The sequence below is a fragment of the Paenibacillus sp. ClWae2A genome (assembly GCF_032452295.1).
Classification (GTDB): domain Bacteria; phylum Bacillota; class Bacilli; order Paenibacillales; family Paenibacillaceae; genus Paenibacillus.
Window position 1 is genome coordinate 180993 of the sequence record NZ_JAULSQ010000003.1, and the last position, 14318, is coordinate 195310.

The 14318-nt window shown below is 42.1% G+C and carries 13 protein-coding genes and 1 pseudogene; 4 read left to right on the top strand and 10 right to left on the bottom strand.

Features of this window, described 5'->3' with window-relative positions:
* Positions 1 to 324: 324 nt before the first annotated feature.
* Positions 325 to 2289, bottom strand: a complete 1965-nt coding sequence (locus QVE09_RS12035; RefSeq protein WP_315937000.1) for an ATP-dependent DNA helicase — start codon at positions 2287 to 2289, stop codon at positions 325 to 327.
* Positions 2290 to 2495: 206 nt separating this feature from the next.
* Here QVE09_RS12035 and QVE09_RS12040 point away from each other — a divergent pair, with 206 nt between their 5' ends.
* Positions 2496 to 4088 carry a catalase gene (locus tag QVE09_RS12040; RefSeq protein ID WP_397387033.1) on the top strand — a complete coding sequence of 531 codons (1593 nt, stop codon included), beginning with the start codon at positions 2496 to 2498 and terminating at the stop codon, positions 4086 to 4088.
* A gap of 554 nt (positions 4089 to 4642) precedes the next feature.
* A complete protein-coding gene (locus QVE09_RS12045; protein WP_315937001.1) occupies positions 4643 to 6019 on the top strand; it encodes a right-handed parallel beta-helix repeat-containing protein in 1377 nt (458 codons plus the stop codon).
* 137 nt (positions 6020 to 6156) lie between these two features.
* On the opposite strand, the gene QVE09_RS12050 is transcribed toward QVE09_RS12045, so the two are convergent.
* Positions 6157 to 6426 (bottom strand): DUF6809 family protein, encoded by a 270-nt coding sequence (locus QVE09_RS12050; protein WP_315937002.1) that lies wholly within the window; start codon positions 6424 to 6426, stop codon positions 6157 to 6159.
* Between the two features lie 113 nt (positions 6427 to 6539).
* On the opposite strand from QVE09_RS12050, the gene QVE09_RS12055 reads away from it, so the two are divergent.
* Positions 6540 to 6758, top strand: a complete 219-nt coding sequence (locus QVE09_RS12055; protein ID WP_315372765.1) for a helix-turn-helix domain-containing protein — start codon at positions 6540 to 6542, stop codon at positions 6756 to 6758.
* Between the two features lie 372 nt (positions 6759 to 7130).
* On the opposite strand, the gene QVE09_RS12060 is transcribed toward QVE09_RS12055, so the two are convergent.
* The 5 genes and pseudogenes from QVE09_RS12060 to QVE09_RS12080 form a co-directional block, all read right to left on the bottom strand.
* Positions 7131 to 7508 (bottom strand): hypothetical protein, encoded by a 378-nt coding sequence (locus QVE09_RS12060; RefSeq protein WP_315937003.1) that lies wholly within the window; start codon positions 7506 to 7508, stop codon positions 7131 to 7133.
* A 337-nt stretch (positions 7509 to 7845) separates the two neighbouring features.
* The gene (locus QVE09_RS12065; RefSeq protein ID WP_315937004.1) at positions 7846 to 8517 is read right to left on the bottom strand and encodes a DUF4145 domain-containing protein; all 672 of its coding nucleotides are present in this window, start codon (positions 8515 to 8517) and stop codon (positions 7846 to 7848) included.
* Between the two features lie 290 nt (positions 8518 to 8807).
* The gene (locus QVE09_RS12070; protein WP_315937005.1) at positions 8808 to 9104 is read right to left on the bottom strand and encodes a hypothetical protein; all 297 of its coding nucleotides are present in this window, start codon (positions 9102 to 9104) and stop codon (positions 8808 to 8810) included.
* Positions 9105 to 9189: 85 nt separating this feature from the next.
* On the bottom strand, positions 9190 to 9525 hold the full coding sequence (locus tag QVE09_RS12075; protein ID WP_315937006.1) for a hypothetical protein: 336 nt from the start codon (positions 9523 to 9525) through the stop codon (positions 9190 to 9192).
* Positions 9526 to 9551: 26 nt separating this feature from the next.
* Positions 9552 to 9899, bottom strand: a pseudogene (locus QVE09_RS12080) (nucleotide pyrophosphohydrolase).
* Positions 9900 to 10276: 377 nt separating this feature from the next.
* On the opposite strand from QVE09_RS12080, the gene QVE09_RS12085 reads away from it, so the two are divergent.
* Positions 10277 to 11416, top strand: a complete 1140-nt coding sequence (locus QVE09_RS12085; protein ID WP_315937007.1) for a beta family protein — start codon at positions 10277 to 10279, stop codon at positions 11414 to 11416.
* Here the strand turns inward: QVE09_RS12085 and QVE09_RS12090 are convergent.
* From QVE09_RS12090 to QVE09_RS12100, 3 genes are all read right to left on the bottom strand, one after another.
* Complete coding sequence (locus QVE09_RS12090; RefSeq protein ID WP_315937008.1) at positions 11337 to 11921, bottom strand: sce7726 family protein; 585 nt, start codon at positions 11919 to 11921, stop codon at positions 11337 to 11339. The genes QVE09_RS12085 and QVE09_RS12090 overlap by 80 nt on opposite strands.
* A gap of 290 nt (positions 11922 to 12211) precedes the next feature.
* A complete protein-coding gene (locus QVE09_RS12095; RefSeq protein WP_315937009.1) occupies positions 12212 to 12856 on the bottom strand; it encodes a MarR family transcriptional regulator in 645 nt (214 codons plus the stop codon).
* A gap of 281 nt (positions 12857 to 13137) precedes the next feature.
* Positions 13138 to 14052: a hypothetical protein gene (locus QVE09_RS12100; RefSeq protein WP_315937010.1), complete on the bottom strand. Its 915-nt coding sequence runs from the start codon at positions 14050 to 14052 to the stop codon at positions 13138 to 13140.
* Positions 14053 to 14318 lie beyond the last annotated feature (266 nt).

Below are 14318 nucleotides of genomic sequence, written 5' to 3' on the forward strand. Positions count from 1 at the left end.
GTTATTTCTCCAAATTCGGTTGATTTACAAGGCTTAAAAGCTATTTTCGGCGGGATAACGTTACTGAGATTCGTTAGAATTTACATCACTTCATTATCACCCTAACAAGGTGCGGTAGGTTCGTTAGAATTTTGAAGCGATTGGGAGCGAGGAGCGAGGGAAAATCCCTCGAAAAAAAGGGAAGAGAAGTACATTGAAGGAACCATCAACATAAAAAATAAGCTCTTGCTCACTTACGGATGGTGAATCCGCAGAGAACAAGAACTTATTTTGGCAAGAAACTTTATCATCAAAAATAAAGCAAGAACATTTAACGTAAGCTAATTAGTGTGTCAGGGTTGTCCATTCCACACCTTCGGGAAGCAGAGCTGCAATGCGGTCTTTGGCTTCCTTTTTAGTATACAGTGATTCATCGAGAATGACCGCAGAACCGGAATCCGTGCTTGTCCGAATCAGACGTCCGAGACCTTGCTTCACACGTAAGAGCATATACGGAAGATCGATCTCTTCGTATGGTGCTGCCGACGCACTGCGTTTCGCATTGAAGACAGGGTCCTGTGGTGGATACGGAAGCGACCAGATCATTACATTGGATAATGATGGACCTGGAACGTCCAGCCCTTCCCACAGATTAACGGAGCACAGCACACTTTCCTCATCCTGCTGGAACGCCGCGATCAGATCACTGATCTCCCGGTCGCCCTCATACATAAAGCGCAAACCTTCTGCTTCAGGTACATGAACGATGTCCTGCTTGAACGCGCGTAGTTCTTCCATCGTACGGAACAGAATCAGCGCACGTCCTCCACTCTCCTGAAGCAACGACACCGCATCACGCAAGCGATTTTCGTTCTCCGGGTGACCCGGTACAGCTTCATCGGTAATTTTCATCTTCATTTTGTCCGCATAATCATATGGGGAAGCCACCGAGAATGATACAAAATCATCAATGCCCAAGCTGTCCGCCACATAACGGAATGAACTGTCCACAGATAACGTTGCAGAGGAGAACACGATTGGAATACCTGTGTTGAACACACGCTCGTTCAGCATTTCCTTCACAGTGCGCGGCATGATCGATAAGGTTGTCTCATCCTCGCTCTCTTCCGCCCAACAGATGTAACCATCTTCCTTGCGGAACAAAGCAAGTGCAGACTGAATCATGTCCAGATGTTCTTCCACGACACGCATCTGATAACCATCCAGCGAGAACAATCCGCTCTCAAATACCAGTTCTTCACCGATCGCATCCAGCACACTCGTCAGACGTTCAATCTCACGCAGAAGCGGTGCTTCTACCCGAACTTCTTTCCGTTCCGATCCCGGAATCGCCACCGTATACGTATCCAGCAACGCAAACAGTCGCTCACTGCTCTCAATCGCTTCATCCACACGCTCCGCGAGGGATTCACGAATCTCGCCTTCCAATAGACGGGTTACGAGTTCCTCGAAGATGCGGTGTTTCAGCTTGTAGCTCAGTGCGTTCAGGGCTGCTTCTTCCAGCAAATGTCCTTCATCAAATACAACTGAGCTGTGATCAGGCAAGAGTGGCAATTGTCCCTCGCGTTTGCGCGCATCATAGGTCCACACATGCTCCATGTAATAATCATGGGAACAGATGATGATGTCTTTGGAACGACGGTAATGGTCACGCGACAGCGTCAGGCCGCAGCGTTGACGTTTTGGACAAACAAAACAATCCTGGAACGGGTCCCAATTAATTTTGTTCCACTGACGATCATTCAGATGCGGATATTGTTTGCGGTCACCATACGGATGGAAAGCCTGAAGTGTACCCGGCGTATTAACAAAATCCGGAAGGCTCTCATGCACTTCTTCAATAACAGGCGCATCTTCATCCGCAAATCGCATTGCACTTAATTTGTTCAGACAGACGTATTGGTCCGGTGACTTACCCAGACGTGCGTCCACTTCCAAGTCCAGATGTGCAGCCAGCTTGGCAATATCTCCGCCGGGCTTCACAAGCTGTTCAATCAAGGACTCATCGGCACAGGCGATCACTGCCGGTTTGCCGGTATAACGTGCATAACAGACCGCGTAGAGCAGATAGACTAACGTCTTGCCTGTTCCGACACCGGCCTCCGCCATAATGGTCTTTTTATCTCCATAGGCCCGTTCGAGCTGGTACGCCATAAAAATCTGTTCATCCCGTACCTCGAAGCCGAACTCTGGCAAAATATCGTAAAAAACATCGGCAACCCATTCTCCCAGACGGGATACAAAAGGTTCAGCCGGATCATATGCAAAAGGATAACGTTGTGTAGACAATCCTAGGTCAGCCTCCATTCTTAGACGCGGTCCTCTTTCATTTTTCCGTTCAAAAAAGGCCGCAGGGCAAAAGTTAATTATCTCACGCGATCAAGCGGGTGACAAGCTTTTTTTACGAGATTATTTGCGAGGTTTAATGTATAGAACCAATTTTCAGGGAAAATATATACAGGAATCCACTTTAAGGAAAGGCGGTGCTCCACTCCATGAATCATCAGTCTTCACAACCAGAGCATTCCTCAGACAAATCAGCTGAGACATTAACGGATCGACAAGGGCATCCCATTACGGACAATCAGAATGTACGAACCGTTGGCAGCCGGGGACCGACTACGCTGGAGAACTATCATTTTCTCGAAAAGATTACTCACTTCGACCGTGAACGTATTCCGGAACGTGTGGTCCATGCCCGCGGCGCTGGCGCTCATGGCATATTTGAAGCGTATGGAACAGCCGGGAGTGAACCAGTATCGAAGTACACACGTGCACGTCTGTTTCAGGAAAAAGGCAAACAAACACCCGTTTTCGTTCGCTTCTCTACCGTTATACATGGCGGACATTCACCGGAGACACTGCGGGACCCGCGCGGATTTGCTGTAAAATTCTATACCGAAGATGGCAACTGGGATCTGGTGGGTAATAATCTGAAAATCTTTTTCATTCGTGACCCGCTCAAATTCCCGGATATGGTACACGCCTTCAAGCCCGACCCGTTGACCAACGCACAGGATATGGAGCGGTTTTTCGACTTTGTATCACTAAGCCCTGAAGCTACCCATATGGTGACATTCCTCTTCTCTCCATGGGGCATTCCAGCGAATTATCGGCAGATGCAAGGGTCGGGTGTTAATACATACAAGTGGGTCAATCAGGAAGGCACGGGCGTGCTCATCAAATACCACTGGGAACCGCTCAATCAAGGGATACGCAACCTGCTGCAAAAAGACGCGAGCGAGATTCAGGGACAGAATTTCAATCATGCGACATTGGATCTGTATCACGCCATTGAACAAGGGGAGTATCCCGAATGGGAGCTGTGCGTTCAAGTGATGGAAGACGGCGAGCATCCGGAGTTGGATTTCGACCCGCTGGACCCGACCAAGTTGTGGCCGCAGGAGCAGTTTCCTTTTCTACCTGTGGGTAAAATGACATTGAATCGCAATCCCGAGGATTATTTCAATGAAGTGGAGCAAGCGGCGTTCGGGACAGGTGTCTTGGTGGACGGGTTGGATTTCTCAGATGACAAACTGCTGCAAGGACGGACCTTCTCCTATTCGGATACCCAGCGTCACCGGGTTGGTGCGAACTATCTGCAACTGCCTGTGAATGCACCGAAAAATCGGGTAGCCACGAATCAGAGCGGCGGACAGATGCAGTATCAAGTGGATCGTGCGCCGGGTCAGAATCCGCATGTGAATTACGAACCTTCGTCTCTTGGTGGCTTAAAGGAAGCACCCCCTCGTGGCAAGGAACATGAACCACTGGTGGAAGGCCGACTTGTCCGTGAGAAGATTGAGCGTACCAATGACTTTGGACAAGCGGGTGATACGTACCGGGCGTTCGAAGATTGGGAGCGGGATGAGCTGATCAGCAACATGGTCGGCGCATTGGCACAATGCAAACCGGATATTCGGGAGCGCATGATCTCTTACTTCACCCAAGCGGATGCGGATTACGGTCGGCGCGTCTCTGAAGGGTTGGCCTCTGTTCCAACCGATGATAGTGCGACGGTCCAACCGAAACATGAACCAAGTGTCGAGCAAGCAGAGAAACGCAGTCGCGAGACGGACGGATATTAAAGTAGCTGGACAGCATTTAGACTGATAAGTCTGACACTGTTAGTACATTTGAGTATTTTGAAGTAAGCAGATTACTTTTCAAATTAAACATAGCCCTGATCGTCAAGTTGCCCGTTGCAGCTGCTATCAGGGCTTTTTCATGACTAGTTTGAGTATAATCTTCACTTCAGGATGTAGGCTGCTATTTATTTTAGGTTGAATGAAGTTCATAGGAGTGGATCATAAGTAAAACTGGTACTCTGAGGATGGAAAAGCGTACTTCTCTACGTTCATTTCAGATGATTCTTCGTTAAATGAGAGCTATCACCCAATGGAAAGATTACATAATTCACGTGATATTATAGGAAATGGAAGCTTGCAGGCCTGACCTGCCTGCATGTACTTCCATCTGATCAGATGATTATTGATGATAACTCTTACAACATTTACCATAAAGCTGTGTCCTAGAGATTACATCTAACCAGCCGGCATGACCTATCTCATAGGTAACGGTCTGGTACACGGCTACCACATGCTCTTCATTCTATTCCCAATTAACCAAGGAGGCTTACGTAATGAAATTATTCCCATCCACATCCACTCATGTATCTGCACGATCTGCACGTTCTCTGAAGGAACGCTCCCTCAAATCCAAAATGGCCCATATCTGTCTGAGCGCCGCGTTCCCTCTATTATTAATTGGTGGTGGATCGGTTGGTGCAGCAGAACTGATCGAGAGCAGCTTGCAAAATCCCTCTGAATCGGTGGCGACTTCGAATATCGCACTTGCTGCGGGCGATCTATATGTCGCGCCTAACGGCTCAGCCAGCAATCCGGGAACACTCAACAGCCCTACGTCACTCGCTAACGCATTAACCCAGATCGCCCCAGGCAAGACCATCTATCTGCGCGGCGGCAACTACAGCTTCTCCCAGACCATTACCATTGAACGTGGTAACAGCGGCACATCGAGCCAACGTAAAAACCTGGTGGCATATGGATCGGAAAAACCAGTTTTTGATTTCTCCGCTCAAGCCTTCGCTTCCACCAATCGTGGACTGCAAATGTTCGGAGACTACTGGTTCGTCAAAGGGCTTGAGGTGAAGGGTGCGGGCGACAACGGCATCTTCATCGGAGGCAGTTACAACCGTCTGGAGCAGATCGAAGCTCATCACAACCGGGATACGGGTATTCAAATGGGACGTTATGCTTCCTCAGCCGCCAAGAGTGAATGGCCTGCATATAATGAAGTGATTCGTTCTTACTCCCACAACAACTATGACCCCGATGACGGCGAGGATGCAGACGGTTTTGCGGCCAAACTAACCGTTGGCCCGGGCAATGTCTTCGACGGTTGTATCGCGGCCTATAACGTGGACGATGGCTGGGATCTGTATAGCAAAACGGACACAGGCGCCATCGGCGCTGTTACGATCCGCAACAGCATCGCCTACGCCAATGGCGCAACCGCAGACGGCACTTCTACCTCCAACAGTGATGGCAACGGCTTCAAGCTGGGCGGCGAGAAGATTGCGGTAAATCATATCGTTGAGAACAGCATTGCGTTTAATAACAAAAAACACGGCTTCACCTACAACAGCAATCCCGGTTCGATCCAGATGAAAAATAACACCTCTTGGAACAATGGGCAAAGCAACTTTGCCTTTGATGTAGGCACCCATATCTTTACCAACAACCTGTCCTTCCAAGGCGGCGCCAGTGACAAAACAAGCGGAACCGACGTCAGCAGCACCAACGTCTGGTGGAAAAACAAAAAAAGCGAGAACGCCAAAGGCCTGCTCGCCAGCGCAGCCGACTTTGTCTCCCTCGTGCCTTCGGTAACACGTAGCGCAGACGGAACACCTGTCTTGGGTAATTTCCTCAAGCTTGCGAACGGCAGTGATCTCATTGGATCGGGTACGCCATCGGGTAAAAATATTGGTGCTCGGTAGGTTGTAGTTATTGAGATAAAGGAATAATTTAAAAACAAAATCCCCTCTCCCATTCCAGCCTGATCGGTGGTAATGGAGGAGGGGATTTTTGAATTGCTGTGCATTGTCTGCCCCTGGCTTATGAAGTAGGTAAATACTCACGGTTTAGCTAAAACCTCAATCATCAGTCTGCCGCCTGTGCGAAAACCCTGTTCAAACGCTGCTTCCACATACATGGACGTGGATTGTCCGATCAAGTCTATCAGTTGTTCCAAAGCATCGTACTCGTTCTCGGTAAGCTGTGTTTTGTATTCCTGCATCATGTCCGATATCTGGCGATTGATCTCCTGATACTCAGCTTGCTCAGGATGAATCGACTCGTCCAACCGCAGGTTCCCGTGAAACAAATCTTCGATAAGGTTTGACATGTTATCCCCACCTAGTCTTTTTACCAACTATTCTCACTATACTTTAGCGGATTTTCCGCTAAAAATCAATAGCGGATAACACGCTAAAGTATAGTATTGGTGAGGTGATGAACATGTATGCTCGTATACGCAATTTGCGTGAAGATAAAGACTTATCCCAAACACAGATGGCCACCTATCTTGGCTGTAGTCAACGTGTTTATAGCAACTATGAACGTGGTGAATTGGATATTCCCACAGCTATATTGATAAAGCTGGCTGATTATCATCAAACCAGTACAGATTATCTTTTGAATCGGACGGATGTAAGAAGGCCATATCCTTCAAAGTGATTCGGCTTGAGCTTTACATACCCGAGGCTAGGTCCTCTCATGTTGAAAGCAAAGCCAAACTAGTACCCTGGTAATGTATTCCCCCTTTCAAACTTGCTATGAGCGTTCGTCCGTAAGGATCATCAACCATAAGATCGAACTCTCTATAGATGAATGTCGGCGTATTAATCTTTTTTTACTGCCCAAACCATTCTTCACCAGTGCAAGGACTTGAATTCTTGATCTATTGTCAAGGAACAAGTCGATTCGTTCCTTTTCTCTCCTGAACCAAAACGATATCGATCACATCGTTACAGCGCTAACTCAAAACCACTTCACCAGCACAAGCCCCACGCACCATGATCATCATCCGCTGAATTTTATCAAGCTTATCTAGCGACCTTCCATGCTGATAACCGGGTGTAGGAAGTGGAGAATCCAGTAAGTTCTTGATTGCAACGTTCGCTGCCCATTCTTATCGTCACTACCATTCTGTTTCTTTGCTGTAAATGTAAGTGGTGTGTTGCCCATGCGCAGAAAGTTGTAGAGCGCATGCGAAATATCAGGATGAACAGATACAAGAATCTCGAGTAGTTTGGTCAGATCAATATTATCAGCGCTCTGGTACTTTTTCGGGAGCCAATTGAATATATCCCATCCGTTTGACGATCTTGGGGAGGTCATCCTTCCAAAACCCATCATCTGTCGCTTTACAGCAGCCGGAAGAACCGAATTCGCAAAAGAATAAATGGCTTTATGATACCATTTCAATGTTTCACCTCCAGACATAAAAAAAGAAGGCAGGAAAAATTTCCTTACCCTCTAAAGTTCTTCATACTTCTATGGATTTATAATATCATCGACTTACTATGACTTTACTACTGATTTAATTATTCATATTGTCTAGATGTCTATCTTAAAAGCGGAACACCACATTACCAAATTCCTCTTTGTTGCGGTTCAACTTCTCGTAATCGACATCTCTAGACGGTGAAACCCGTGGGCTATACTGCTGCACTAAGCTGATCGTTCGGCACCGATTCTCATGTTCTATCATTTACCGCCAGATAAAAGAAAGTCGCCGCTATGCGCCTGATATTTGTATTAACTATTCGCTATGTGATCCTTCAACGCTTTGTTGACTTAATTCGTTTTGGATACGAGATAACTCATCGGGTAGGTTATAAACATAATCAAGAATGACGTGTGTAAACTTAATTATGGATTCGATTACTTCGTTAGAGAACTCTCTATTATCTCCATGCGCAGCCTCATTACCTAAATTCCTGATAACAGTAGCCATACCCGCAACAATTGGAGGAAGAATTCCCTTTTCAGAAAGATCCTCTAATTTATTGAATAGAGTCTTCCCAGATGCCTCTTTATCTTTGCACATCATCTCAAGAGTTCTACGAATTCCAATTGCACATAGAGTACCTTCTATATTCTTAATTCGAAGTGCTGCTTCAAATGAATTTCTCACATTATTTGGAACACCCGCTTCCTTCACAGTAGCATCGGGATATAAAACTGTGGTTGTAGGAGTTAGAGTTAAGTTTTCTATGTCCACATCTTCTGTATTTTTAGTTGTTTTAATTAATGTTACACTGTCGCAAACTGGACACAAATACAGATTCCAAAACGTAAAAAATTCTATATCATGCCCACCCCCAAAAAAAGTGTTAAAGGTTTCCTTCTCGCTTTTTTTAGCTTCGGCTATATGTTCCATTGTGGTTTTATTCCCGCAGTGATAACATATCATTACTTCCGTTTTTTCCATAGTTAGCCCCTCTCGAACTTACTTACAAAGTTTTATTTTGAAGTTTTCTATAGTTGAATAGTTTAATATTAAGTATTATTGATCTTGATGCCACTCAAAATATTTTCGAGTATTATCGTTCCAATGTTGGCATTCTTGACTTTCAATTTGAACAACTTTCTCCATAAGATACGGAGTATAAGTTTTTTTGATGTTTCTTTGTACCTTACCTTCACAAACTGCAATGTATCCTTTCTCAAACAAGTCATCGCACCCAAATTTACACATTGGTATAACAATGTTCTTTTAATCTAAACGCTCTTCCCTCGAGCATTTCGATCTCTTTTGATATGTGCAGCAACTGAGAGATCTAAGGGGTATTGGTTCCCACATATACCACAAGTGCCTACTTTTTTATTCTTGAATAACTGTTTTCTAAGGAAAGATTGTTCTTTTCTTCCTTTGCCCGTTCGATGTGTGTCTAGAGAATCATGATCTTTAAACAAGAGTACTTCCTCTACATATTCTTCTAGATAAACATCTAGTAGATAAATTTCACTTTTCATATCAAATGACAATAACATTCGTTCGCTTAATTCTTCTCTCATCACATTAAATCCTTGAATAAATAAAGTTATCAGCATATCCAACGGTTCGATTAAACTCTATGTAGGGTATATGGTGCTGCTTGATCTAATCTAGAAAATAAATATACTCCCATGTTTGAACAGATTTATCGTAGCCCCATTGTTGTGTAGCGAGTCCTTTATGTTGCAACTTCATTACAACAACACCAGAAGCAAATATGTGGCCATTTGCAGAAAACAATGTAACATCACCCGTTTGGATTTTTCTCCACTTCGGTACATTAATATTGTTTTTGCCTGGAGTTACTCCCCGTGTTAGGACAGAGATATCCGGGTAAAAAGATTTCAATTGGTCAATAGTCTCAGCGGGAAGATACTCCGATAATGCTTGAATCGGTACTGGTCTCTTGATTGTATCTTCATAATACTCACGAACATTCATCGCTACCCGATGGTTGTAAGATAACTTTACTCATTGGTACCTCCGTGTAATTCTGTATACTTCTTATTTGATCCATATGCTTTTTCCACAGGATACTTTTCTTTATTCTTACTCAACTTATTTAACAATGCTTCCGTAGGATCTATTTTTAGATCGTGGCACATAAGCAACACATAATAGAGTACATCTGCCAACTCATCCTGAAGCTTGTCTTTATTTTGCTAGACCGCCTCCTCACTAAATTTCCATTGGAAGAGTTCTAATAGCTCGCTTGTCTCCAGATTTAAAGAGATAGCAAGGTAAATGGGATTATGAAATTTTCCCCAGCCTCGCTCACCTCTAAATGCTATGATTTGTCTGATTAGCTCATCCATGTTTTACCACCTCAAGTATATCATTCGACAAACATTTTCAAATTCCTTGCTCATAATAACTGGTTTTGTTTTTGATTTGTCCATTGATGGCCGCTGACCACGTTTCTTGTGTTGGTTCCAGACGATAGGCTCAACATAACCGAATTCATCGATGCTACTCTTCAGCTCTTCGTACTCTGGATCTCCTGGCTGAAGGTCAACTCGGGGGTTGTAAGCTACTGCATTAATCTGATTGATCGGCACGATTCTGATGTTCATATATTTCATCTACTAGTAGAATAATGGAAAAAATAAATGTAAATTATGGTATCTTTGTGTTAAATTAAAAATAGTTCTTATTACACACATAAGAAAATAAAAAATAGGAGGAATGACCATTGTTTAGTTCAGAACACTATGTTCCAGTGATTAAGTGGAAACGAGGTGAAAGAACTGCTTTAGAGCACCTATCTTCCACAACCAGAGACCGCATAACTCCTTTGTTGGAAATTCAACCAGTGCCTTACGATCATAGGACTGGTAATTTCACCAAGACCATTGATGACCATCTCTCAAGTATAGGAAGGGATTTGAATAACTGCTGGAAATCTAAAAATCCTGTATTTGTTGATTCAGACACGATTTACGATAATGTTGATTTCGAAGATGATAATCTTGCTAGCGGACAGCATCCTCTCGAATTCATTATTGATTTAATTGAAAATGAAGGTATTCCAGCAATTCCTGTAACAGGAACAGCAAGGGACGCTTCATATCAAGCAGCTGTATACGATATAGTTCAAAAGCATCAAAGAGGTGTCTGCATAAGAATCTATGAAGAACAACTTGATGACATCAATCAACTTGAATCCGAAATCAATAATCTGCTCTCAATCGGGCATATCAACAAGAGTGACACAGACTTAGTAATTGATTTTGAGCAAATCACCCCTTCAAAAGAAACGGCTATTTATAACCAAATCATCAACACATTGATTCAGTTTCCGGATATTACTACATGGAGAACAATTACAGTTTGCGCAACGAGTATTCCAAAAACTTATTCAAAAACGATAAAAAAATTCAGCTCTGGAACCATGCCTAGAGCTGAATGGAGTATTTATTCTAAAATTGTAAAAACAAATCTAATTCGTAAACCTTCTTTTGGTGACTATACCATTACCAATCCCAACTTTGTTAATCTTGAGCCGTGGTTTCTGAGTAACATCGTCTCTAGCCTGAAATACACCTGCAATAATGATTTCTGGGTACATCGAGGCGATCTGATTGCAAATGGCTTTTCTTCCATGAGAAACATCTGCAGTAATGTTGTATCAGACCCAAGATTTTCAGGCCAAAATTTTTCATTTGGAGACTCTTTCATTTTCAATTGTGCAAACGGAGGGGCAACCGGCAATCTTGAATCTTGGGTAGTTGCAGGCGTTAACCATCACTTGACTAAGGTAGCAGATGACCTCTCCAACCTTCCCTCGACTTCAAGAACTGGTTCACCTCAATCTTTAGCTCCTCAGCCTTAATGGACTCTGCAATTCTCTGATAAATCTCCCTTTTAGGCTTGGAAAGAATCCCCTTTTCAAGCCCTCTTTTTTTTAAAAGATCGATTGCTTCATCTCTCCATAATAATTGAGCTAAGGCTAATGAATCCAAAGAAGGATTAACTCTACCTTTCTTTACAGTTCGTAAAGTAGGAATGCCCTTTTTATTTGAGACTTTTATTATCCCCCACCAAGATGGGATAATTTTTTTTACACCTTCTAAGTAATTTTCTGCTGTTACAATAGTCATTCTTTCAAATACTTTATTGTACTCATTAGCCTGTAAAGGTAATCTGATTAACTTATCGCTTTCGCTCTTAATTTCGTACCCTTGCATGATACCATTAAGAACTGCCACATCTACACGAGACAATCCTTGACTCACACTCATTTCATTAATAATCAGAGTCTCCGATGAGTTAGAGTGTTCTTGTAAAAGCCTTTCAATTAAAACCTCTCTAATTTCTGGATCTCTTAGTTTATCCATATTTGTACTTCCTTCATCAATATATTTTCATGTTCATTCTAACAGTTAAAATACATTTATACCAAAGAAATTTCTTTTTTATTCCATATTATCTAAAGGCAAAGTTGTAATTGAGTTGGTTTCAATGTTTGGATGACCTCTGTATTCATTCGTACTCTCACTCCAGACGCTGTTCTCCGCTCTTCAAGAGACCGCTCCCTGTTAACAGACGTTCTCACTGCATGAGTCTTATAATGGATCACATTACATCATATGAGAACAAAGAAAAACACCCACGATGGGTGTCACAATCATTTCACATTATAATAGTAAACGTTATCCTCTAGTCTTATAAGCTTTGTATTAACAAATCTTGAAGCCATAATAGAAACTCTGCCTACACTCCTGCCAAGTTTTCTTGCCAATTCACTTTTAGTTATACCTTCGTTTCCAGCGCTTTTAACAATTTCAATTAAATTTGAAGCAATCGCCAAACTTGGATCTTCGACACTGTAGCTTAGATTTTCATTGAGTTTAATTTTTTTGTTGAAATGATCAATATAATTTTCATTGCTTTCTTTTGTACGTTCAAGTTTAAGCATAGCTTCATTAAGAGCATCTTTGAGTTGCTCGTTTGTTGTGTTACTTTCTTTTATCTGTTGTAGCAGATCCACAACTTCAATGAGCTCATTTTGAACCTTTTTATTTTGAAGTAAATTCATAAAATTGCTTTCATCTACAAAATCACTCGGTGCATATAGGACTTTGTGTTTAAACAGTAGTACCAAAAAAAATGCTGTTACTAATCCAATAGGGAACAACATTACAAACCATACAAAGACGCTTTGGATTTCTAATGGAAGTCCTAGTAAAACTGTAGTACCAGCCAATTCTGCAATTCCTGCGAAGATTGCTATTATTGTAAGTGGATTCTGAACTTTGCTTTTATTGTTCATACTTTCAACTCCCCCGAACAATAATAACCCGATTTCCAAATTGAGACAATATGCAACATTATTTCTTAGTGCAAACAGGTCTACTACAGAACTGCTTAACTCCATCTTATCTACCCCATACACAACCTTTGCTTTGCCCTAGTTTCATCTTCGAAACAGGGATACAAGTAATTCCTTGATCACTACGAAACTAAAGGTTTTAAATCACCTACTTTCATATTTACAATTGCTTGATAATTTTATTTTATAAAAAAGAAAAGGAGACGATATTATTCGTCACCTCATAAACAGTCTCTATATAGTTTTCTCATCCACTTAGCATGTTCTGGCGCACCAGGATTCAGATCCTCTAAAAAATAAAATCGATCCAACAACAACCTTTGTTTAAACTCATACCCCAAAACATAAAAAATTATGACCCTTTCATCATCAGATAGTTGCGAGAGAATAATCAGCGCATAATCTGATTCCCTGGCATTAATATTTGTGTTCTTACAAAATTGTTCTGTCAACAGAAGCATGCAGTAAAAGTTATTTATATATTGCTTAATCCATTCTCCTCTTGGAGTCGATATTTCATTAAAAACCCTCTCTTTTAAATCATGCTCATTTTTAGCTAATTTCGCTTGTCCCTCCAAGCCAAGACGGAAATAGTGAAGCCTTGTTACTTCAGTATCCTTACCAGTCTCAATTATTAATGAATTGGCTAATATATTGTGGTGAAGTTCAATCATCTTAAAAAATGTGTTTTCAAAGCTTTGCTGTATCATTACATTTTTCTGTTCTTCCAGTTGATCAGCATTTCTGGCAACTTCCAGCCTCTGCATTTCAAGTTCTTTCCTTTGCAGACTCAATTCATATCGTTGAATAAATAAGGTGTATACAAGCCCACCAAAAGCAAAAGCAGAAAAAAGAGCATTAATTGCACCGAACATATCTCCAAATGTTCCTCTATCATCTTTAGGAATAAAAGTATAAATAAGTACTCCTGAAGCTGCCCAAATTATAAAGAAACTTATTAATATTGATTTTAGGGTCAAAACCCTATGTACCTTTTTCTCAGAAATCTTTAGTTCCTCTTTTGAAGCTGCTTCTTCTGATGAGTTTTCTACGATTTTAGGTGTATCTGGTATTTCCAACTCCTCAAACACATGCTTCTGTATGTGTTTGTGGTAGAACTCTTTTCTCTTACTCATAATATGTACATTCTCCTTAACAAGTAATAACTTCATGGAAAATTATACATAAAAAAGCTTAACCTGACTATAAGACCTTGATGGCTACATCCCTAAAAAGAAAATGCCATTCACTAATGAATGGCTTTAGCATTTTGGCTAATATTCGCAATATGCTAATATAATCTTCAAGATAATCTTCAAGATAGTACATTTTCAATTCTTTACTCACTACTTCCGTCAGATCATCTGTAGATTTAAATAAATATGGCGCAGAGAATGCTACT

Excerpts from the sequence above, each read along its gene's own strand:
- QVE09_RS12050 (WP_315937002.1), bottom strand. The coding sequence starts at position 6,426 with ATGTCAAACCTTATCGAAGATTTGTTTCACGGGAACCTGCGGTTGGAC.
- QVE09_RS12045 (WP_315937001.1), top strand. The coding sequence starts at position 4,643 with ATGAAATTATTCCCATCCACATCCACTCATGTATCTGCACGATCTGCA.
- QVE09_RS12100 (WP_315937010.1), bottom strand. The coding sequence starts at position 14,052 with ATGAGTAAGAGAAAAGAGTTCTACCACAAACACATACAGAAGCATGTG.
- QVE09_RS12075 (WP_315937006.1), bottom strand. The coding sequence starts at position 9,525 with ATGAATGTTCGTGAGTATTATGAAGATACAATCAAGAGACCAGTACCG.
- QVE09_RS12055 (WP_315372765.1), top strand. The coding sequence starts at position 6,540 with ATGTATGCTCGTATACGCAATTTGCGTGAAGATAAAGACTTATCCCAA.
- QVE09_RS12090 (WP_315937008.1), bottom strand. The coding sequence starts at position 11,921 with ATGGATAAACTAAGAGATCCAGAAATTAGAGAGGTTTTAATTGAAAGG.
- QVE09_RS12040 (WP_397387033.1), top strand. The coding sequence starts at position 2,496 with ATGAATCATCAGTCTTCACAACCAGAGCATTCCTCAGACAAATCAGCT.
- QVE09_RS12065 (WP_315937004.1), bottom strand. The coding sequence starts at position 8,517 with ATGGAAAAAACGGAAGTAATGATATGTTATCACTGCGGGAATAAAACC.
- QVE09_RS12070 (WP_315937005.1), bottom strand. The coding sequence starts at position 9,104 with ATGAGAGAAGAATTAAGCGAACGAATGTTATTGTCATTTGATATGAAA.
- QVE09_RS12095 (WP_315937009.1), bottom strand. The coding sequence starts at position 12,856 with ATGAACAATAAAAGCAAAGTTCAGAATCCACTTACAATAATAGCAATC.